The following is a 19,403-nucleotide window of genomic DNA, read 5'->3' on the forward strand; positions in this document are numbered from 1 at the left end:
TTGAGTCGCGTGATGGCCCGATGAAAGCCCTGAGAAGGTTCACCGTCCGTGCACATCTACCCGACCGACTGGCTGCGCTCGAACGGTTGTCGATCAACCTGCGCTGGTCGTGGGATCGGCCGACGCAGGAGCTGTTCGCGGCGATCGATTCGGAACTGTGGCAGCAGGTCGGCTGCGACCCTGTGGGCCTGCTGGGCCAGGTCAGCCCCCAGCGCCTGGACGCCCTGGCCGTCGACGAAGAGTTCCTCCGCCGCCTCGACGGGCTGGCCGCCGATCTCGACGACTACCTGAGCCGACCGCTGTGGTACCAGCAGGAGCTCGAACACGGCGCCCGACTGCCGAACGGCATCGCGTACTTCTCGATGGAGTTCGGCGTGGCCGAGTCCCTCCCGAACTACTCGGGCGGGCTTGGCATTCTCGCGGGCGACCATCTCAAATCTGCCTCCGATCTCGGCCTGCCGTTGATCGGCGTCGGGCTGTTGTACCGCTCGGGTTACTTTCGGCAGTCGCTGACCGCCGACGGCTGGCAGCACGAGAGCTACCCGGCCCTCGACCCGCAGGGCCTGCCGCTTCGCCTGCTCACCGACCGGGACGGCCGGCCGGTGCTCGTCGCGGTGGCGATGCCCAGCGAAGCCCCGTACGACAACCAGTTGCGGGCGCGGGTATGGATTGCCCAGGTCGGCCGAATTCCGTTGCTGCTGCTGGATTCCGACGTCCCGGAGAACGAGCACGAGCTACGCGGTGTGACCGACCGACTCTACGGGGGCGACCAGGAGCACAGGATCAGGCAGGAGATGTTGGCCGGGATCGGTGGGGTTCGGGCGATCCGGGCGTTCATCGACTTGGAAGGCCTGCCCTCGCCGGAGGTGTTCCACATGAACGAGGGGCACGCGGGCTTCCTCGGGGTGGAGCGCATCCGGGAACTCATCGACGCCGGACTCGAGTTCGACACCGCGCTGGCGGTGGTCCGCGCCTCGACGGTGTTCACCACGCACACCCCGGTGCCGGCCGGCATCGACCGGTTTCCCGCGGAAATGGTCCGGCGGTACTTCGGTGGGTCGACCGACGGCGCGTCGGGCGAGATGTCGCGGGTGCTGCCCGGGCTACCGCTCGACCGCATCGTCGCGTTCGGCGAAGAGGACGACCTCACCAAGTTCAACATGGCTCACATGGGCCTACGCCTTGCCCAGCGCGCCAACGGTGTCTCGCAACTGCACGGCAAGGTCAGCCAGCACATGTTCAACGACCTGTGGCGGGGCTTCGACTCCGCCGAAGTGCCCATCGGATCGATCACCAACGGTGTGCACGCACCGACGTGGGCCGCGCCGCAGTGGCTCCAACTCGGGTACGAACTGCTCGGCAGCGAGGACTTGAGCAGCGCGCGGGAACCCGCGGTGTGGGAGCGGCTCCATCAGATCGACACCGGCCATCTGTGGTGGATCCGCTCGCAGTTGCGTGAGCAACTCGTCGAAGACGTGCGTGCAAGACTGCGTCGCTCCTTCCTGGAGCGAGGGGCAGCCGAAGCCGAGCTGGGTTGGATCGCAACGGCTTTGGATCCCGGGGTACTGACGATTGGATTCGCTCGACGGGTCCCGACCTACAAGCGGCTGACGCTGATGCTGCGCGACCCCGAGCGGTTGGAGCGGCTGCTGCTCGACGAGGAGCGGCCGATCCAGCTGATCGTCGCGGGTAAGTCCCATCCTGCCGATGACGGTGGCAAGGCGCTGATCCAGCAGGTGGTCAAGTTCGCCGATCGGCCCGAGGTCCGGCACCGGATCGCGTTCCTACCAGATTACGACATGTCGATGGCGCGCCAGCTCTACTGGGGGTGCGACGTCTGGCTGAACAATCCGTTGCGGCCGCTGGAGGCGTGCGGTACGTCCGGCATGAAAAGCGCGCTCAACGGCGGATTGAACCTGTCGGTCCGCGACGGGTGGTGGGACGAGTGGTACGACGGGCAGAACGGTTGGGAGATTCCGACCGCCGACGGTCTCGCCGACGAGAACCGGCGCGACGACCTCGAGGCGACCGCCCTCTATGACCTGCTCGAGAACTCGGTGGCGCCGAAGTTCTACGACCGCGACGAGCGCGGTGTCCCGACCCGGTGGGTCGAGATGGTGCGGCACACGTTGATAGACCTCGGGCCCAAGGTGCTCGCGTCGCGGATGGTGCGCGAGTACACCGAGAAGTACTATGCGCCGGCGGCAGAGTCGCTGCGCCGGACTGTCGAACCGGACGCGAGCGGTCAGCCGTTCGGTGCCGCGCGGGATGTGGCCAACTACCGCCTGCGCGCTCAGGAGTCGTGGCCGAAGATTCAGATCACCGACGTCGACAGCTACGGACTGCCGGATACGCCGTTGCTGGGCTCGGAGCTCACGCTGACCGCCACGGTGCATCTGGCGGGCCTGCGCCCTGACGAGGTCGTCGTGCAGGCCGTGCTCGGCCGGGTCGACGCCAGCGATCAACTCGTCGACCCGGTGACCGTGCCGATGACTCACACCGGGACCGCCGACGGTGGCAACGATGTGTTCTCCGCATCCGCGCCGCTGCCCGTCGCCGGGCCGGTGGGCTACACCGTGCGGGTGCTGCCGCACCATCCGCTGTTGGCCGGCGACAACGAGCTCGGCCTCGTCACGCTCGCGTGACCGCGCTCAAGGTCGCCCTCGACGGCGGACCGTATGGGTCGCCCTGGAATCGGGCTACGTCCTGTTGATGCCCACCTGACTACTCAATTGGGCCGATTCTGGGGCATCCGCTCGACAGCGACGACCGTCGCGGTAGGTTCCGAAGCGTTGCTAAGGATCGGGAGGGCAGGCAGTGACGGTTGGGAGAGTGCTGCGACGCGGCATCACAGGCATCGCCATCGTGGGTGTACTGGGGAATGCGGGCGCTGCGCTCGCTTCGGCTGAACCCGATGCTGAGCCCATCGTGGCCGAGGTGGTTGCCGAGGCGGCCCCGCCGCCGGTGGAGGGTGCGGTCGAGTCGACGCCGCCGGCGGTGAAGGAAGCTCCTGACGGCTGGCGTCTCGAGATGGGCGCCAAGGACGAGACTCAGGCCCCGATACCTCCGCTGACGACGGCGTTGTCGTCCCGCGAGTACGAGGTCGGCGGAACCTATATGGGCTCACTGACCGGCCCGGAGGAGGATGAACCACCACAAGGCGCCCTCGAGGTCGGCTACGAGATCGGCTGCGGCATCGACATGAGCACCTCGAACGGTGTCTCGCTGACCGGCACCGCGGGCATCAGCCCATCGATCGGAATCCTGGGGATCGACGCCGTCGATACGCTGGATATCGGAATCTTGCCCAGCCTCGGCGGCAACCTCGGCGGTGGCATCACCGTCGGGCTCAAACCAGGTCTGGTGAACGTGATTCCGGTGACGAAGAAAGAGTTCACCGGCGCCAAGCCGTGGGTGATGGTGAGCAACTTCCGGGTCAAGATCGACGGCTGCGTCGGCGAGTCGTTCATCCGCTCGTATGCGTTCCTGACCCGGTCGACCGACGAGTCGGAGGCGATCGTCGCCTGGTACGGCGTGACAAAGAAAATCTGACTAGTCGAACCGCTTGAAGCAGCGCTCGGCATCGCCGAGTACCCCGAGGCGAAACGCGTCGATGCGTGAGAAGCCCGAGGGCACCGACTCGCCGTTGACGTCGCTGGCCACCAGCCCGTTGGTCAGGATGCCGGACACGGCTTCGTCGACATCGCCTGCGGTCAGCGCCACGGTGTTGCCGTCCGGGGTGTTCACGCTCTTGGACAACTTGGTGGTCGCGACGCCGGTCAGGCACGCCGTGCGCAGCGCAGCCTCGGCGTTGTCCAGCGCCACCCCACCCCGCTCGCGCTGGATCGCCTGCATATACCGCGACACGAGCACCGAGTAGGCGGTGTTGTCGCCGGTGGCCAGGCCCACCGGATTCCCGATGTCGGACGGCGCGCCCAGCTTCGCGAGCTCATCGAGTTCGACGGCGATCGTGTTCGTGGCGGGGCAATAGGAAACCGGTGGGCTCGGCCGGGCGTCCGCGCACTCGACGGCAGCGAAGCTCAGCTCGGGCGGGGCGGCCGGTTCGAACAAGATGTTCATCGCATCGACGACGGCACGCACCGACTCTTCGGAGACGGGCCATTCACCGGTCTCGTCCTCTTCCAGCAGCACCGGCAGATCGCCTCGCCGTTGGTCGATCTCGCGCATATCGATCGCTGCGCAGGCCGACGGGCCGTCGGTGAAACCGAATTGGAAGGCCGAAAGGCGTTCGAAAGCCGAGCCGTGCTCGTCGAAACCGGCTTCGGGGTCGTCCTCGTTCAACAGCGGATCGCGGAACGCGATGACGGTCGCCAGCACGTTGTTGAGCCCGTCACCGGTCGACAGGGTGAAGCGCGGTGAGTTGTCTTCGGCGACCCACCGCATGTAGGCCCCCCCCCAGGCAGTCGGACTGCTGTTCGGATACCAGCGTCGGGGTGGCCTTGTTCACCAGATCGGCCTGCTCCTGTACTGCGTGGCCGTATTCATGGGCGAGCACCAGTGTCACACCCATGTCGCCGTAATCCTGGCGCAGGCTCGGGAGGAGTTCGCCGCGATCCCACCCGATGGTGTTGTCGGCATCGCAGAAGCCGGCGTTGACCAGACCGTAGGTGTCCAAGTCGCAGAAACCGGTGTCGTCGAACCCGTTGGCGTCCCAGGAGTAGAGCCGATCGACCGGCTTGAAATCGCCGCCGAACGCGTTGCGGTAGGCGTCCTCCCAGAATTCCTCGATGTCGCTGATAGCCTGGCGGGCGAGTTCGTCGGTGTCGCTCTCATCGGTACCGATCACCACACGCGTCGGGCCCAGCGCATCGGGCCGTAAACCGGTCGGCCCGTCAGTCGCCGGCATTCCCGCAACGCGGAACGGATCGGCGAACACCGAGACGGGTTCGCCTTGCAGGGTGCTGGTGCAGGCGGTCAATGCAAGTGCCGCGGCCACCGCGCCGAGCGCGCGTCGTCGATTCATGAACGCCGCCTTTCGCGTCGAGGCGGCCTGGGGGCGCGCACTGAACCGCTGCCAGAATAGAAAACAATCAACCCGTGCGTAGACGTTCGAGCGCCTGACGCACGCGGATGGAGTCGGTGGTGGCCCAGAACGGCGGCAGTGACGCCCGTAGGTAGCCGGCGTAGCGGGCGGTGGCCATCCGGGAGTCCAGCACGGCGACGACGCCGCGGTCCTCCACGGTGCGCAGCAACCGGCCCGCACCCTGCGCCAGCAGCAGGGCCGCATGGCTTGCGGCGACCGCCATGAAGCCGTTGCCCCCGCGGGCGGCCACCGCTCGCTGGCGGGCCGAGAGTAGCGGATCGTCCGGCCGCGGAAACGGAATCCGGTCGATCAGGACGAGGGACAGCGACGGGCCGGGCACGTCGACGCCCTGCCACAGCGACAGCGTCCCGAACAGCGACGTCTCCGGATCGTCGGCGAACCGCTTGACCAACGCCGACGTGGTGTCCTCGCCTTGGCACAGCACCGGGGTGTCCAACCGCTCGCGCATGATCTCGGCGGCGGCTTTGGCCGCGCGCATCGAGGAGAACAGCCCGAGGGTCCGGCCACCGGCGGCGGTGATCAGCGCGACGATCTCGTCGAGTTGTTCCGCGGAATTGAATGTCGCCGCCGGGGCGGCTCCGGTGTTGAATGTCGCCGCCGGGGCGGCTCCGGTGTTGAATGTCGCCGCCGGGGCGGCTCCGGCACCGCTGCCGCGATGTCCCGGCGGGGGCAGGTGCGCTGCGACGTAGAGGATGCCGGACTTGGCGTGCTCGAACGGGGATCCGACGTCGACACCCCTCCACTCGGTATCCTCGCCCGTGAGCCCCCAGGCCGACGCCATCGCGTCGAACGTGCCGCCGATGGTCAGCGTCGCGGACGTCAGCACGGTCGTCGAATCCTCGAAAAGCCTGGTGCGCAACAACGCTGAGACCGACAGCGGGGCTACCCGCAGAATCGTCCGCACCGTACCGCGCGCTTCTTCGCGATCGACCCACACCACGTCCGCGCGGTCCGGGATGGCGGGTACGAACGAGTCGATGATGCGCGAGGCGGTGTCGGCGATGTCGGACAACGCGGTGACGGCTTCGGTGCGCGCGGAGGCAGCCGCGGGGTCGCTGGGTGCGGTGCCGATCGCCGAGCGGACCCGGTGCGCGGTGTCGCGCACCGCGGTCAGGTAGGTCGCCAACTCGTCGTCGAGCACGTCGATGCGGCCCGGTGCGGTGTCGTGGATCGCCGACGACAGCGTCGCCGTCGCGGCCTCCAACCTTTGCGCCAGTTCCTCGTCGACCAGGCGCGCCGCCCGGCGATGCGCGACACCGAGCGCCGTCGCCGACAACTCACCCGTGGCCACCGATGTCACCCGGTCGACCAACTCGTGAGCCTCGTCGACGACGAGCAAGTGGTGTTCGGGCAGCACGGCGGCATCGGAGACGGCGTCGATGGCCAGCAGCGCGTGGTTGGTGACGATGACATCGGCGCGGCCGGCCTTCTCCCGTGCCTTCTCCGCGAAGCAGTCGGTGCCGAACGGGCATCGGGCCGCGCCGAGGCATTCGCGTGCCGACACGCTGACCTGTGACCAGGACCGATCCGGCACACCCGGGGTCAAGTCGTCGCGGTCACCGGTATCGGTGTCGGAAGACCATGCGATGAGACGTTGCACGTCACGCCCCAGGGCGCTGCTCGCCACCGGCACGAAGAGCTCTTCTTGAGCGCGGTCGTCGGGCTCGGTGGCCGATCCGTTATGGATCTTGTTCAGGCACAGGTAGTTCCCGCGACCCTTCAGCAGTGCGAACTCGGGTTCGCGCGGCAGTGCGCCGGCCAGTGACTCAGCCAACCGGGGTAGGTCACGATCGACGAGTTGGCGCTGCAGCGCGATGGTGGCGGTGGACACGACGACGGGTTCGTCGGCGTCGACGGCCCGTGCGATCGCGGGCACCAGATAGGCCAGTGACTTTCCGGTGCCCGTCCCCGCCTGCACCGCGAGGTGCTCGCCGGTCTCGAAGGCGTTCGCGACGGCCCGGGCCATTTCGATCTGGCCGGCTCGCTCGCTGCCGCCGAGGCCGGCGACCGCGGTGGCCAGTAGTTGCGTGATATCCGGCGTGTCCGACGTGGCGGCCCCCTACGCGCCGGGCGGGATCAGTCGGGTCGGCACCGCCGGCTCGCCGCGCGACAGCTTCAGGCCGTCCCACGGCAGGCTCGTCAGGCCGGCTGTGACCCGCTGACGGGCCGCGTCGAAGTCCAGGTCGGCGACGGGCTCGCCGCTCTGTACCAGAGGAACCGTCAACGCCCGGCCGGTGAGACCGTCGGGGTCCGCGGGCGCACGGCCATAGGGATGCACGACCTCCTCGACGATCGTGCCGGTCGGCTTGACCAGCCTGCGCGCCTGCTTGCGACCACCATGCGACTGCTTTCGGCTGCTGCGCTTCTCGACCGGGAGGCCGTCGACCTCGGTGAGCTTGTAGACCATGCGCGCCGTCGGTGCGCCCGAGCCGGTGACCAGCGAAGTGCCCACACCGTAGACGTCGACGGGTTCGGAACGCAGCGCGGCGATCGAGAACTCGTCGAGGTCGCCGGAAACGACGATGTGCGTCTTGGTGGCGCCGAGGCCGTCCAGTTGGGCTCGGACTTGGCGCGCGAGCACACCGAGGTCTCCGGAATCGATTCGCACCGCACCGAGTTCCGCGCCGGCGACTTCGACGGCCGTCGCCACGCCCGCGGCGATGTCGTAGGTGTCCACCAGCAGGGTCGTGTCCACGCCGAGCGCATCGACCTGCGCCCGGAACGCCGCTCGCTCGTCGGGGCCGTCATGGGTGGTGTAAAGCAACGTGAACGCGTGCGCGCTGGTGCCCAGCGCGGGAACCCCGTAGTCGCGCTGGGCCTGCAGGTTGGACGACCCGGCGAAGCCCGAGAGGTATGCGGCACGGGCGGCGGCCACGGCGGCCTGTTCGTGTGTGCGTCGCGAACCCATCTCGATCAGTGGCCGGCCGTCGGCCGCGGTGACCATGCGAGCGGCGGCGGACGCGATCGCGGTGTCGTGGTTGAAGATCGACAACGCGAGGGTCTCGAGCACGACGCATTCGCCGAAGGTTCCGTGCACGGAGAGCACCGGTGAGCCCGGGAAGTACAGCTCGCCCTCGGCGTATCCGTCGACATCCCCGCGGAAGTGGTAGTCGGCGAGATACGCGAGCGTCTCCCGGTCGAGGAAATCCGCGAGCATCGACAGTGTCGCATCGTCGAATTCAAAGCGCGCCAAGGCATCCACGAACCGTGCGGTGCCCGCGACCACGCCGTAGCGCCGCCCTTCCGGAAGCCGGCGTGCGAAGACCTCGAAGGTGGTGCGCCGGTGCGCGGTGCCGTCGCGCAGCCCTGCCGCGAGCATCGTCAGCTCGTACTTGTCGGTGAGCAGGGCCGGGGCTGCGGCGGTCACACCGTCACCGTAGTAGTTCCGAACGCCGGCTACGCGTTGGCTATCCTGAACGACATGGTTACGCCGGCGAAGGCTCGACCGGGGACTCGCGAGGAGCGCGACGTCAAGTCCGTCGCGGAAGAAGACGCGGCCGCCGACACCCCCTGGGTGACCATCGTGTGGGATGACCCGGTGAACCTGATGACCTACGTGACCTACGTCTTCCAGAAGCTGTTCGGCTACCCCGAGCCACACGCGACCAAGCTGATGCTCCAAGTGCACAACGAAGGCAAGGCGGTGGTCTCGGCGGGCAGCCGCGAGTCGATGGAGACCGACGTGTCCAAGCTCCACGCCGCCGGGTTGTGGGCGACCATGCAGCAGGACCGCTGACAGACACGTGCGTAAGTGGAAGCGGGTGGAGACTGCCGACGGCGCACGCTTCCGGTCGGCCGTCGCGCCGCACGAGGCCGCGCTGCTGCGAAGCCTCGCCACCTCGCTGGTCGGCATGCTCAATGAACGCGAATCCTCCGCGCCTGCAGATGAACTCGAAGCGATCACCGGGATGCGCACCGGTAACTCGACACCTCCGGACGACGACACCATGAAGCGGCTGCTGCCCGACTTCTACCGGCCGCAGACCGAGCATCCGGCGGGTTCCAGTGCGGCCGAAAGCCTCAACAGCGCGCTGCGGAGCCTGCATGAGCCAACCATCATCGACGCGAAACGCCAAGCGGCGCAGACACTCTTGGACACCATGCCGATCGAGGGCGGTAAGTTCGAGCTGACCGAGTCCGACGCGCACGCCTGGGCGGCGGCGGTCAACGATATGCGGCTGGCGCTGGGCACCATGCTCGCCATCTCGCCGGACGGGCCCGACGAATTGCCGGCCGACCACCCGATGGCCGGGCACCTCGACGTCTACCAGTGGCTCACCGTGCTGCAGGAGTACCTGGTCCTGGGCCTGATCGGCAAGTCACGATGATGTGGGGGTGCCGCCCGCGCGGAGCGCAGGGGGACGCTCACGCGAAGAACAGACGGTTCTCGTGAACTCGATCACCGATGTTTCCGGCATTCGGGTGGGACAGCATCATCGGCTGGATCCGGATGTGACGCTGGGCTCGGGTTGGGCGAGCGGGACCACCGTCGTGTTGACGCCGCCGGGAACCGTCGGCGCCGTCGACGGCAGGGGCGGCGCGCCCGGAACCCGCGAAACCGACCTGCTCGACCCGGCGAACTCGGTCCAGCACATCGACGCCGTGGTGCTGACGGGTGGCAGCGCCTACGGCCTGGCCGCCGCCGACGGGGTGATGCGCTGGCTGGAGGAACGGGGTCGCGGGGTCGCGCTGGAGGGCGGCGTGGTGCCGATCGTGCCCGCGGCCGTCGTGTTCGACCTGCCGGTCGGCGGCTGGCAGTGCAGGCCGACGGCAGAGTTCGGTTACGCAGCGGCCGAGAGCGCGGGAACGGACGTGGCCGTCGGCACCGTGGGCGCCGGCACGGGAGCGCGCGCCGGGGTGCTCAAGGGTGGTGTGGGCACGGCGTCGATGCAACTCGACTCCGGCGTCACGGTCGGTGCCCTGGTGATAGTCAACTGCGCAGGGGAGGTGGCCGACACCGCGACCGGCCTGCCCTGGCTGGCGGATCAGATCGAGGAGTTCGGACTGCTCTCGCCGCCCGCCGAACAGATCGCGGCCTACGCCGGCCGACACGTCGAGTACAGCCCGCTGAACACCACCATCGCCGTGGTCGCCACCGACGCCGTGCTGAGCTCGGCGGGCTGCCGACGGGTCGCGATCGCCGCGCACGACGGATTAGCGCGCACCATCCGCCCGTGTCACACGCCGCTCGACGGCGACACGGTGTTCGCGCTGGCCACCGGAGCCGTGGAGGTCCCGCCCGATCCGACGACCCCTGCGTCGATGTCGCCGGAGGTACCGCTGATCACCGCGGTCGGCGCCGCCGCCTCGGACAGCCTGGCGCGAGCTGTGATGGTCGGTGTGCTGGCCGCCGAGTCGGTGGCCGGAATACCCGCGTACCGGGACCTGTTGCCCGGAGCGTTCGCGTAATCGCGAAACTGCGTTCCAGCAGGCGTTCACTCGATATTTCGCTGCCGGAATACAGTTTCGCGCAGAAGGAGAGGTGTGGCTTGCTGGTGATCCGAGCGGATCTGGTCGACGCCATGGTCGGCCACGCCCGGACCGATCATCCCGACGAGGCCTGCGGGCTGATCGCGGGGCCTGAGGGGACGGACCGTCCCGAGCGCTTCATCAAGATGACCAACGCCGAGCGTTCGCCGACGTGGTACCGGTTCGACTCGATGGAGCACCTGCGGGTCCACCGGGAGATGTCGAAGGCCGGCGAAGTGCCCGTCGTCATCTATCACTCGCACACCGCCACCGAGGCGTATCCGAGCCGCACCGACGTCTCGATCGCACAGGAACCCGAGGCGCACTACGTTCTGATCTCGACGTGCGACCCGGATGAACACGAACTGCGGAGCTACCGCATCGTCGACGGCGTCGTCACCGAGGAACCCGTCAAGATCGTCGAGCAATACTGAGAAAAGGAACGCCATGTCTGTCACCGTCGAGATCCCGACCATCCTGCGCCCCCACACCGGCGGGGAGAAACGCGTCACCGCCGCCGGCGACACCCTCGCGGCGGTGATCAGCGACCTGGAGGCCAACCACTCCGGCATCTCCGATCGCCTGATGGACCAGGACAACGCCGGCAAGCTCAACCGGTTCATCAACATCTACGTCAACGACGAGGACGTTCGGTTCTCGGGCGGGCTGGACACCACGATCGCCGACGGTGACTCGGTGACGATCCTGCCCGCAGTCGCGGGTGGCTGATCTTGGCGCGTTACGAGTCGCTGCTCGAGGCGCTGGGCGACACACCGTTGGTGGGCCTGCAGCGGTTGTCGCCCCGTTGGGACGACGAGCCCCAGGTTCGGCTGTGGGCCAAGCTCGAGGACCGCAATCCCACCGGCTCCATCAAGGACCGTCCCGCGCTGCGGATGATCGAGGATGCCGAGCGGCAGGGTCAGCTACGACCCGGGGCGACGATCCTGGAGCCGACGAGCGGCAACACCGGCATCTCGCTCGCGATGGCCGCCCTGCTCAAGGGCTACCAGCTGATCTGCGTGATGCCGGAGAACACCTCGATCGAGCGTCGTCAGCTCCTCGAGTTGTACGGCGCGCGGATCATCTACTCGCCCGCGGAAGGCGGCTCCAACACCGCGGTCGCTCAGGCCAAAGAGCTTGCGCTGCAGAACCCTTCGTGGGTGATGCTCTACCAGTACGGCAATGAGGCGAACGCACTGTCGCACTACGAGGGTACGGGCCCGGAGCTGCTCGCCGACCTGCCGGAGATCACCCACTTCGTCGCGGGCCTCGGCACGACCGGCACGTTGATGGGCACCGGGCGATACCTGCGCGAACACAAGCCGGACGTGAAGATCGTCGCCGCCGAACCGCGCTACGGCGAAGGCGTCTACGCGCTGCGCAACATCGACGAGGGCTTCGTCCCCGAGTTGTACGACCCGGACGTGCTGACGACGCGGTACTCCGTGGGCTCCTACGACGCGGTCCGGCGCACCCGCGATCTGGTCCAGATCGAAGGGGTCTTCGCGGGCATCTCGACCGGCGCGGTGCTGCACGCCGCACTGGGCATGGCGGCCAAGGCGGTCACAGCGGGGGAGCGGGCCGACATCGCGTTCGTCGTCGCCGACGCCGGTTGGAAGTATCTGTCGACCGGCGCGTACGCCGGTAGCCTGGATGACGCCGAAGACGCGTTGGAAGGGCAGCTATGGGCTTGAGCGGCCCGGGATACCCGGGGGCACCCACGCCTGGGCCGAAGAAGCGGCCCGCGTGGGTGGTCGGCGGCCTGACCATCCTCAGCTTCGTCGTGCTGCTGTGGGTGATCGAACTGTTCGACTCGCTGTCGGACCATCGACTCGACGACAACGGGATCCGGCCGTTGGAGACCGACGGACTGGTAGGCATCCTGTTCGCACCGCTGCTGCACTCGAACTGGGACCACCTGATCGCCAACACGGTTCCGGCGCTGGTGCTCGGGTTCTTGATGACGCTGGCCGGCATGTCGCGGTTCGTCTTCGCCACCGCCATCGTGTGGATCCTCGGCGGCCTCGGCACCTGGCTGATCGGCACCGTGGGCGTGCACTGCCCGTACGCGGGCGTGCAATGCCCGGCCCCGAACCACATCGGCGCTTCGGGGCTGATCTTCGGCTGGCTGGCGTTCCTGATTGTGTTCGGCTTCTTCACCCGCAAGGCGTGGGAGATCGTCGTCGGCGTGATCGTGCTGCTCGTCTATGGCGGTGTCCTGCTCGGTGTGCTGCCCGGTACACCGGGCGTGTCGTGGCAGGGCCACCTCAGCGGGGCGGTCGCGGGCGTCATCGCCGCGTACCTACTCTCGGGGCCGGAGCGCAAGGCTCGCGAAAAGCGTAAGAGCGCGGCCTCGAACCCGTACTTGACGACGTGAACTCCGCAGTGTCTTCGGAGGCACCCGTCGGTATCTTCGATTCGGGCGTCGGCGGACTCACGGTGGCCCGCGCGATCATCGACCAGTTGCCCGACGAGAACATCATCTACGTAGGCGACACCGCCAACGGCCCGTACGGGCCGCTGTCCATCCCGGAAGTCCGCGCCCATGCGCTGGCGATCGGCGACGATCTGGTTTCGCGCGGCGTCAAGGCGCTCGTCATCGCCTGCAACACGGCGTCGTCGGCCTGCCTGCGCGACGCCCGCGAACGCTACGCGCCGGTGCCCGTGATCGAGGTGATCCTGCCCGCGGTGCGCCGCGCGGTGTCCACCACCCGCACCGGACGGATCGGCGTCATCGGCACCGTGGCGACCATCGCGTCCGGCGCGTACCAGGACGCCTTCGCGGCCGCTCGCGATGCCGAGGTGATCGGAGTCGCCTGTCCCCGGTTCGTCGACTTCGTCGAGCGCGGGGTCACCAGCGGACGTCAGGTGCTCGGGTTGGCCGAGGGATACCTGGAACCACTACAGCGCGCAGAGGTCGACACGCTCGTGCTGGGCTGCACCCACTACCCGATGCTGTCGGGCCTGATCCAACTGGCGATGGGCGAGAACGTGACGCTCGTGTCCAGTGCCGAAGAAACCGCCAAAGACTTGCTGAGAGTGCTCACCGAGCTCGATTTGCTGCGGCCCCACGACGGCCCTCCGGTCCAACGCGTCTTCGAGGCGACCGGCGACCCTGAGGCGTTCACCACGCTGGCCGCGCGCTTTCTCGGGCCGACACTCGACGGAGTCCGGCCCGTTCATCGTCACGTCGGCGCGCGGAAGTGATCTCCAGTAGGAAAGAACGCCCAAAGCGGTGATGTTTCGTCACATGACCACCGGACATGGCAAGCTAGTGAGCGTGCGAATCACCGTACTCGGTTGCTCCGGCAGTGTCGTCGGGCCTGATTCGCCGGCGTCCGGATACCTCGTCTCCGCGCCCGATACCCCGCCGTTGGTCCTCGATTTCGGCCCTGGCGTGCTGGGCGCGCTGCAGCGGCACGCCGATCCCAACGACGTCTATGTCTTGTTGTCGCACTTGCATGCCGACCACTGCCTAGATCTGCCCGGACTGTTCGTTTGGCGGCGCTACCACCCCTCGCCTGCGCAGGAGCGCGGGGTCATGTACGGCCCGGCCAACACGTGGGCCCGGCTCGGCGCGGCGTCCTCCCCCGAAGGCGGGGAGGTCGACGACTTCTCCGACGTCTTCGAGATCCGGCACTGGGTCGACAACGAGGCGGTCACCATCGGCTCACTGAGCGTGACGCCGAAGCTTGTTTGCCACCCGACCGAGTCCTACGGCATGCGCATCACCGATCAGGACGGCGCCACGCTGGTCTACAGCGGCGACACCGGCTACTGCGACCAGCTGATCGACCTGGCCCGCGGCGCCGATGTGTTCCTCTGCGAGGCGTCGTGGACCCACACCCCGGAGCGGCCACCGCGCCTGCATCTGTCGGGCACCGAGGCGGGCCGCGCCGCGGCCCGGGCCGGGGTCGGCGAACTCCTGCTGACCCACATCCCGCCGTGGACTTCGCGCGAGGACGTCATCAGCGAGGCCAAGGCCGAGTTCAACGGTCCGGTGCACGCGGTGGTGTCCAACGAGACGTTCGACGTCGCGCGCGCGGCTTGATGGTCTGAGGCGTTGGGGTCATACCCAGCCGATAGGGTTGGCTCGTGTCCCGAAGAGAAGACGGCCGGCTTGACGACGAGCTGAGGCCGGTGCGCATCACCCGCGGTTTCACCACGCATCCCGCCGGTTCGGTGCTGGTGGAATTCGGCGAGACGCGCGTGATGTGCACGGCCAGCGTCACCGAGGGGGTGCCGCGCTGGCGCAAGGGCACCGGGCAGGGTTGGCTGACGGCGGAATACGCGATGCTGCCCGCCGCCACGCACGATCGTTCCGACCGGGAGTCGGTCAAGGGCCGCGTCGGTGGCCGCACCCAGGAGATCAGCCGACTGGTCGGCCGTTCCCTGCGCGCATGCATCAGCCTCGCCGCGCTGGGCGAGAACACGATCGCGATCGACTGCGACGTGCTGCAGGCCGACGGCGGGACGCGGACGGCCGCGATCACCGGCGCCTACGTCGCGTTGGCGGATGCGGTGACCTATCTGTCGGCGGCGGGCAAACTTTCGGACCCGCGGCCGCTGTCGTGCGCGATCGCCGCGGTCAGCGTCGGCGTGGTCGACGGGCGCATTCGCGTGGACCTGCCCTACACCGAGGATTCGCGCGCCGAGGTCGACATGAACGTCGTCGCCACCGACACCGGAACACTGGTCGAGATCCAGGGCACCGGGGAGGGCGCGACGTTCCCGCGCTCGACGCTGGACAAGATGCTCGACGCCGCGATGGCCGCGTGCGAGCAGATCTTCGTGATCCAGCGCGAGGCGTTGGAGTTGCCCTATCCCGGAGTGCTGCCGGAGCCGAAAGAGCCGCCGAAGAAGGCGTTCGGAAGCTGACCGAGTTGTTGGTGGCCAGCCGCAACCCCAGGAAGCTGGCCGAGTTGCAGCGCGTGCTCGAGGCGGCGGGGGTAACGGGGCTGACGTTGCTCTCTCTCGACGACGTGCCCGCGTTCGACGAGGCGCCCGAGACCGGGGCGACATTCGAGGAGAACGCGTTGGCCAAGGCGCGCGACGCACATCGGGCGACGGGGTTGGCGACGGTCGCCGATGACTCCGGGCTGGAAGTCGCTGCTTTGAACGCGATGCCGGGGGTGCTCTCGGCGCGCTGGTCGGGCGCGGCCGGCGATGCCGCCGAAAAGGACCGAGCCAACATCTCCCTGCTGCTGGCGCAGCTTGCCGACGTACCCGACGAGCGGCGCGGCGCGGCGTTCGTATCGGCCTGCGCGCTGGTATCTGGCGCGGGCGGCGGCCGAAAAGAAACCGTCGTGCGAGGGGTGTGGTTGGGCAGCATCGTCCGCGAGGCGCGCGGGGACGGCGGGTTCGGCTACGACCCGGTCTTCCTGCCCGTCGGATCGTCGCGGACCGCCGCCGAACTCACTCCCGTCGAGAAGGACGCGGCGTCGCACCGAGGGCGTGCCCTGGCGGCGCTGTTGCCCGCGTTGCGCGAGCTGGCCGCTCGGGGCGCAGGCTGATGGTCGGCGGCTGAGCGGGACGGATCTTATATAGATCACCTAATGGGTACTATCCCCGGGTGGTTGGTCGCGGCACGAACGGTTCGCTGAGGGTGCGGACCCGGCACCCGGCGATCGTCGTGGCGGTGCTCGCGGCAGCAGGCATCAGTGTGTCGCTGATGCAGACGTTCCTCATCCCGCTCATCCCCGAACTGCCCATGCTGTTGAACACCAGCGCGTCGAACGCGTCGTGGGTGATCACCGCGACGTTGCTGACGGCGGCCGTCGCGACACCGATGTTCGGCAGGCTCGGGGACATGTATGGGCCCAAGCCCATCCTGATCATCTGCGCCGTACTGCTTACGGCGGGCTCGCTGCTTGCGGCGACGACGACCTCGCTGCTGCCGGTCATCGTCGGCCGCGGCCTGCAGGGGTTCGGGATGCCGATCATCCCGTTGGGCATCAGCGTGATGCGGGCGTCGGTGCCGGCTCACCGGGTCGGCACCGCGATGGGCCTGATGAGCGCATCGCTGGGGGTGGGTGGCGCCCTTGGACTTCCGCTTTCGGCGATCATCGCGGTCCGCTTCGACTGGCACGCTCTGTTCTGGTTCGGCGCCGCCCTGGGGGTGGTGTGCGCGGTGTCGTTCGCCGCGCTGGTGCCGCACATCCCTGCCGTCTCCGCCGACCGCTTCGACGCGCTGGGCGCGATCGGTCTCGCGGGCGGGTTGGTGACGCTGTTGCTCGCGATTTCCAAGGGCGGAAACTGGGGTTGGACGAGTGCACTCACCGTGGGCTTGTTCGTCGCGTCGATCGTGATCTTCGCGTTGTTCGCGGTGTGGCAGTTCCGGACTGCGGCGCCGATCGTGGACCTGCGCACCACGCTGAAGCGGCCCGTGCTGACCACAAACCTGGCCTCCGTTGCGGTCGGCTTCGCGTTGTTCGCTATGTCCTTGATCGCGCCGCAGATCCTCGAGATGCCGGCGGGGTCGGGCTACGGGCTGGGGCAGTCGCTGCTGCAGGCCGGGCTGTGGATGGCGCCCGGTGGACTGGCGATGATGTTGTCGTCGCCGGTGGCGGCTCGGATCGCCGGTATGCGCGGGCCGCGGCTCACGCTGTTCGTCGGCTCGACGGTGGTAGCCGTCGGCTACATGATGGGCCTGTTACTGATGAACAGCCCCTGGCAGCTGTGCCTGTTCAACGTGGTGGTGAGCGTCGGCGTCGGTTTCGCGTTCTCCTCATTACCCGCGCTGATCAACGCGGCGGTCCCGGTATCGGAGACCGCCGCGGCCAACGGGATCAACGCGCTCGCACGGTCGCTGGGTACGTCGATTTCCAGCGCGGTGCTGGGTGCGGTGCTCGCGGTGATGACGACCACAGTGGCGGGGCAGCAGGTGCCGTCACTGGCCGGTCTGCGGGTTGCGCTGATGATCGCGGCGGCTTCGGCCGTCGTCGCCGCGCTCACCGCGTTGGCCATCCCGAAGGCGGACGAGGCCGACGAGGCCGCAGCCGGCCTGGCCCTGGCTACAGACCGTAACGGTCCTTGATTTCCTTGGTCTGCACCTGCTCGACGATGATCCCGACGAGGGGAATCGTGCCGGCCAGCAGCACGCCGATGGTCTTGCCGATCGGCCACCGCACCTTGACCGCAAGGTTGGCAGTGAACAGCAGGTAGACGAAGTACACCCAGCCGTGGACGACCGCGATCCAGTTCAGGCCCTCAACGTGGTAGACGTACTTCATCACCATCTCGTAGCAGAGTGCGATGAGCCAGATGCCGGTCGTCCAGGCGAGCACCCGGTAGCCCAGGAGCGCCTTGCGGATGTTCTCTGCGGAGGTGATCGGTGGTTCGGTCATGTGGCCGGGTGTTCCTTGTCTTGTTCCGCGAGCTCCGCCAGGTAGGCGTTGTACTCGCGTAGTGCGGGGTCGTCGACGTCATCGAAATGAACTGGTGCTGAAGGTTTTTGGGGCAGCAGGTCCTCGGGGATCTCGGTGATCTTGTCGCGCTTCGTCGGTTCGGGCGGTGCATCCTCGTAGCGGACGAATTTGTAATACGCATACACGACGAAGCCCGCGAACAGGGGCCACTGGAGGGCGTAGCCGAGATTCTGGAAGCTACCCGAGGTCGACTCGAAGCGGGTCCACTGCCACCAGGCCAATGCCAGGCAGCCGGCGGCGCCGACGATCGCCAGTGCGATGAGCGCCGGCCTCCTACGCCGTGTAGTGGACACCTTCCAACGGTACCGCGACGTCCTTGGGGCCGACGAACTCGTCGAGGCGGGCGGTCGCGGACTTGCGGTAGACCGACACGATGTACTTGCTAGATCGGGTCCACGGGATGCCGAGTTTGTCGAGCGCGGCGGTGCTGGACAGACGCGTGCTGTGCGACCGGCCCCTTCCATAGGTGTACGGCAGAACATATTCGGCAGGTCCGACAACCAAGGCGATCGTCGCCGCGAGGTACGATCGCGACGCTCATGCGCGAGTGGCGGAATGGAAGACGCGATGGTTTTAGGTGCCATTGTCCTTTGGACGTGGGGGTTCGAGTCCCCCCTCGCGCACTGAATTCGCACGCGGTGCTCTCGATTAGTCGAGCCGCCCCTCCAGCCGCGGAATTCGCTCACGCCTTCTTGGCGAAGTAGCTCTGTCCACCGCTGGGTACGCGCCCGAAGCCGGCCTTGAGCACCGGTGCCAGCACTTTGACCGGAAGACTCATCGCGTTTTTCGGTTCGATCGCGACCACCCACGTGAACCGCGTGTGATCGCCGTCGACCTCGACGATGTAGTCCTCGGCGAAGCGTTTGAAGAGCGGCAACGTCGATTCGTAAACGTAGAACGAGTGCTGATGGCCGTCGTCCCAGTAGAAATAGCGCTCACGCATGACGGCGCCACCAGGAGCGACCACGTCGCGCGTCGTACCGACGCCGAACGGACGGGGTGAGGTCCAGGTGACGTTCTTGATCGACGGTCCCCACGCCGCTAGCGACTCATCCGAGGTCAGCGACTCCCACACTCGCTCCGGCGTCGCCGCGAATCGCTTCTCGTAGCGGAAAACGTGCGGGGCCGAGACCAAGAAGTCGGCATCGGCGGACGCGAGGGGATACCAGCGAGCCATAACTGGTCATCATCGCAGGCTTACGCCGGGATGGGTCAGTTGTCCCGGCTCTGCAATCCGAAGCAGACCAGGCTGGCGGTAAAGCTGAACACGGCGATCACCCCGGCCGCGGCCGCCAGTGGCGCGTCGGCGGCACCCCAACTCGCCAGGCACACCGCGACGGCGATTATCGCGGTGAAGATCAGGAAGAGACCCGTCGTGGCGATCGCTTCGGCGGTCGGGTTCTCAGCGGGGGCGAGGGCGCTCTCGCGCATCGAGGTCTCCT

At 67.8% G+C, this 19,403-nt stretch carries 21 protein-coding genes, 1 tRNA gene and 1 pseudogene; 15 read left to right on the forward strand and 8 right to left on the reverse strand.

All coding sequences use genetic code 11. The annotated features are described in order from the left end of the window. Positions 1-20: 20 nt before the first annotated feature. Together QGN32_RS18980 and QGN32_RS18985 are read left to right on the forward strand one after the other, a co-directional pair. Positions 21-2,645, forward strand: a complete 2,625-nt coding sequence (locus tag QGN32_RS18980; protein ID WP_326545833.1) for a glycosyltransferase family 1 protein — start codon at positions 21-23, stop codon at positions 2,643-2,645. Positions 2,646-2,817: 172 nt separating this feature from the next. Further along, the gene (locus tag QGN32_RS18985) at positions 2,818-3,552 is read left to right on the forward strand and encodes an MspA family porin (protein ID WP_326545834.1); all 735 of its coding nucleotides are present in this window, start codon (positions 2,818-2,820) and stop codon (positions 3,550-3,552) included. Here the strand turns inward: QGN32_RS18985 and QGN32_RS18990 are convergent. The 3 genes and pseudogenes from QGN32_RS18990 to QGN32_RS19000 form a co-directional block, all read right to left on the reverse strand. After that, positions 3,553-4,984, reverse strand: a pseudogene (locus QGN32_RS18990) (neutral zinc metallopeptidase). A gap of 67 nt (positions 4,985-5,051) precedes the next feature. Beyond that, entirely contained in the window at positions 5,052-7,031 is a 1,980-nt protein-coding gene (locus tag QGN32_RS18995; RefSeq protein ID WP_326545835.1) for an ATP-dependent DNA helicase, read from the reverse strand. Positions 7,032-7,124: 93 nt separating this feature from the next. Next, on the reverse strand, positions 7,125-8,384 hold the full coding sequence (locus QGN32_RS19000; protein ID WP_326549150.1) for a nicotinate phosphoribosyltransferase: 1,260 nt from the start codon (positions 8,382-8,384) through the stop codon (positions 7,125-7,127). 102 nt (positions 8,385-8,486) lie between these two features. Between QGN32_RS19000 and clpS the strand changes: the two genes are divergently transcribed. The 12 genes from clpS to QGN32_RS19060 all read left to right on the forward strand — a co-directional run bounded on the left by clpS (position 8,487) and on the right by QGN32_RS19060 (position 17,570). Then, the gene (clpS, locus tag QGN32_RS19005) at positions 8,487-8,801 is read left to right on the forward strand and encodes an ATP-dependent Clp protease adapter ClpS (RefSeq protein ID WP_326545836.1); all 315 of its coding nucleotides are present in this window, start codon (positions 8,487-8,489) and stop codon (positions 8,799-8,801) included. 7 nt (positions 8,802-8,808) lie between these two features. After that, positions 8,809-9,393, forward strand: a complete 585-nt coding sequence (gene aosR / locus QGN32_RS19010) for an oxidative stress transcriptional regulator AosR (protein WP_326545837.1) — start codon at positions 8,809-8,811, stop codon at positions 9,391-9,393. Positions 9,394-9,454: 61 nt separating this feature from the next. After that, positions 9,455-10,474: a P1 family peptidase gene (locus QGN32_RS19015; RefSeq protein ID WP_326545838.1), complete on the forward strand. Its 1,020-nt coding sequence runs from the start codon at positions 9,455-9,457 to the stop codon at positions 10,472-10,474. A gap of 80 nt (positions 10,475-10,554) precedes the next feature. Further along, on the forward strand, positions 10,555-10,968 hold the full coding sequence (locus QGN32_RS19020; protein WP_326545839.1) for a M67 family metallopeptidase: 414 nt from the start codon (positions 10,555-10,557) through the stop codon (positions 10,966-10,968). 13 nt (positions 10,969-10,981) lie between these two features. Further along, positions 10,982-11,263: a MoaD/ThiS family protein gene (locus tag QGN32_RS19025; protein ID WP_326545840.1), complete on the forward strand. Its 282-nt coding sequence runs from the start codon at positions 10,982-10,984 to the stop codon at positions 11,261-11,263. A gap of 2 nt (positions 11,264-11,265) precedes the next feature. After that, positions 11,266-12,228: a PLP-dependent cysteine synthase family protein gene (locus QGN32_RS19030; protein ID WP_326545841.1), complete on the forward strand. Its 963-nt coding sequence runs from the start codon at positions 11,266-11,268 to the stop codon at positions 12,226-12,228. Then, positions 12,219-12,911, forward strand: a complete 693-nt coding sequence (locus QGN32_RS19035) for a rhomboid family intramembrane serine protease (protein WP_326545842.1) — start codon at positions 12,219-12,221, stop codon at positions 12,909-12,911. Before QGN32_RS19030 ends, QGN32_RS19035 begins: the two co-directional genes overlap by 10 nt. Before the next feature lie 8 nt (positions 12,912-12,919). Then, positions 12,920-13,741: a glutamate racemase gene (gene murI, locus QGN32_RS19040; protein WP_326549151.1), complete on the forward strand. Its 822-nt coding sequence runs from the start codon at positions 12,920-12,922 to the stop codon at positions 13,739-13,741. A gap of 67 nt (positions 13,742-13,808) precedes the next feature. Then, a complete protein-coding gene (locus QGN32_RS19045; protein WP_326549152.1) occupies positions 13,809-14,585 on the forward strand; it encodes a cyclic nucleotide-degrading phosphodiesterase in 777 nt (258 codons plus the stop codon). A 44-nt stretch (positions 14,586-14,629) separates the two neighbouring features. Beyond that, positions 14,630-15,412: a ribonuclease PH gene (rph, locus tag QGN32_RS19050; protein WP_326545843.1), complete on the forward strand. Its 783-nt coding sequence runs from the start codon at positions 14,630-14,632 to the stop codon at positions 15,410-15,412. Beyond that, positions 15,409-16,047: an RdgB/HAM1 family non-canonical purine NTP pyrophosphatase gene (gene rdgB / locus QGN32_RS19055; protein WP_326549153.1), complete on the forward strand. Its 639-nt coding sequence runs from the start codon at positions 15,409-15,411 to the stop codon at positions 16,045-16,047. The genes rph and rdgB overlap by 4 nt, the downstream gene beginning before the upstream one ends. A 92-nt stretch (positions 16,048-16,139) precedes the next feature. Further along, positions 16,140-17,570: an MFS transporter gene (locus tag QGN32_RS19060; protein WP_326549154.1), complete on the forward strand. Its 1,431-nt coding sequence runs from the start codon at positions 16,140-16,142 to the stop codon at positions 17,568-17,570. Here the strand turns inward: QGN32_RS19060 and QGN32_RS19065 are convergent. Genes QGN32_RS19065 through QGN32_RS19075 form a run of 3 tightly spaced genes read right to left on the reverse strand, consistent with a single transcriptional unit; the run spans position 17,548 to position 18,465 of the window. After that, entirely contained in the window at positions 17,548-17,880 is a 333-nt protein-coding gene (locus tag QGN32_RS19065; RefSeq protein ID WP_067215765.1) for a DUF3817 domain-containing protein, read from the reverse strand. The genes QGN32_RS19060 and QGN32_RS19065 overlap by 23 nt on opposite strands. Beyond that, positions 17,877-18,254 (reverse strand): hypothetical protein, encoded by a 378-nt coding sequence (locus tag QGN32_RS19070; protein ID WP_326545844.1) that lies wholly within the window; start codon positions 18,252-18,254, stop codon positions 17,877-17,879. The genes QGN32_RS19065 and QGN32_RS19070 overlap by 4 nt, the downstream gene beginning before the upstream one ends. Further along, positions 18,235-18,465, reverse strand: a complete 231-nt coding sequence (locus QGN32_RS19075) for a hypothetical protein (protein ID WP_326545845.1) — start codon at positions 18,463-18,465, stop codon at positions 18,235-18,237. The genes QGN32_RS19070 and QGN32_RS19075 overlap by 20 nt, the downstream gene beginning before the upstream one ends. Positions 18,466-18,502: 37 nt before the next feature. Here QGN32_RS19075 and QGN32_RS19080 point away from each other — a divergent pair. Further along, positions 18,503-18,584: transfer RNA gene (locus QGN32_RS19080), tRNA-Leu, on the forward strand. A 59-nt stretch (positions 18,585-18,643) separates the two neighbouring features. On the opposite strand, the gene QGN32_RS19085 is transcribed toward QGN32_RS19080, so the two are convergent. Together QGN32_RS19085 and QGN32_RS19090 are read right to left on the reverse strand one after the other, a co-directional pair. Beyond that, on the reverse strand, positions 18,644-19,138 hold the full coding sequence (locus QGN32_RS19085) for an SRPBCC family protein (protein ID WP_326545846.1): 495 nt from the start codon (positions 19,136-19,138) through the stop codon (positions 18,644-18,646). 35 nt (positions 19,139-19,173) lie between these two features. Then, entirely contained in the window at positions 19,174-19,392 is a 219-nt protein-coding gene (locus QGN32_RS19090) for a hypothetical protein (RefSeq protein ID WP_326545847.1), read from the reverse strand. Positions 19,393-19,403: the final 11 nt, after the last annotated feature.

This window comes from Mycolicibacterium sp. ND9-15 (assembly GCF_035918395.1).
In the GTDB taxonomy this organism is placed as follows: Bacteria; Actinomycetota; Actinomycetes; order Mycobacteriales; family Mycobacteriaceae; genus Mycobacterium.

Bases quoted from the DNA above. Each gene is read 5' to 3' on its own strand.
- QGN32_RS18980 (WP_326545833.1), top strand. From the start codon at position 21: ATGAAAGCCCTGAGAAGGTTCACCGTCCGTGCACATCTACCCGACCGA.
- QGN32_RS18995 (WP_326545835.1), bottom strand. From the start codon at position 7,031: ATGGCCCGGGCCGTCGCGAACGCCTTCGAGACCGGCGAGCACCTCGCG.
- QGN32_RS19000 (WP_326549150.1), bottom strand. From the start codon at position 8,384: ATGCTCGCGGCAGGGCTGCGCGACGGCACCGCGCACCGGCGCACCACC.
- clpS (WP_326545836.1), top strand. From the start codon at position 8,487: ATGGTTACGCCGGCGAAGGCTCGACCGGGGACTCGCGAGGAGCGCGAC.
- QGN32_RS19025 (WP_326545840.1), top strand. From the start codon at position 10,982: ATGTCTGTCACCGTCGAGATCCCGACCATCCTGCGCCCCCACACCGGC.
- QGN32_RS19035 (WP_326545842.1), top strand. From the start codon at position 12,219: ATGGGCTTGAGCGGCCCGGGATACCCGGGGGCACCCACGCCTGGGCCG.
- QGN32_RS19065 (WP_067215765.1), bottom strand. From the start codon at position 17,880: ATGACCGAACCACCGATCACCTCCGCAGAGAACATCCGCAAGGCGCTC.
- QGN32_RS19085 (WP_326545846.1), bottom strand. From the start codon at position 19,138: ATGGCTCGCTGGTATCCCCTCGCGTCCGCCGATGCCGACTTCTTGGTC.
- QGN32_RS19090 (WP_326545847.1), bottom strand. From the start codon at position 19,392: ATGCGCGAGAGCGCCCTCGCCCCCGCTGAGAACCCGACCGCCGAAGCG.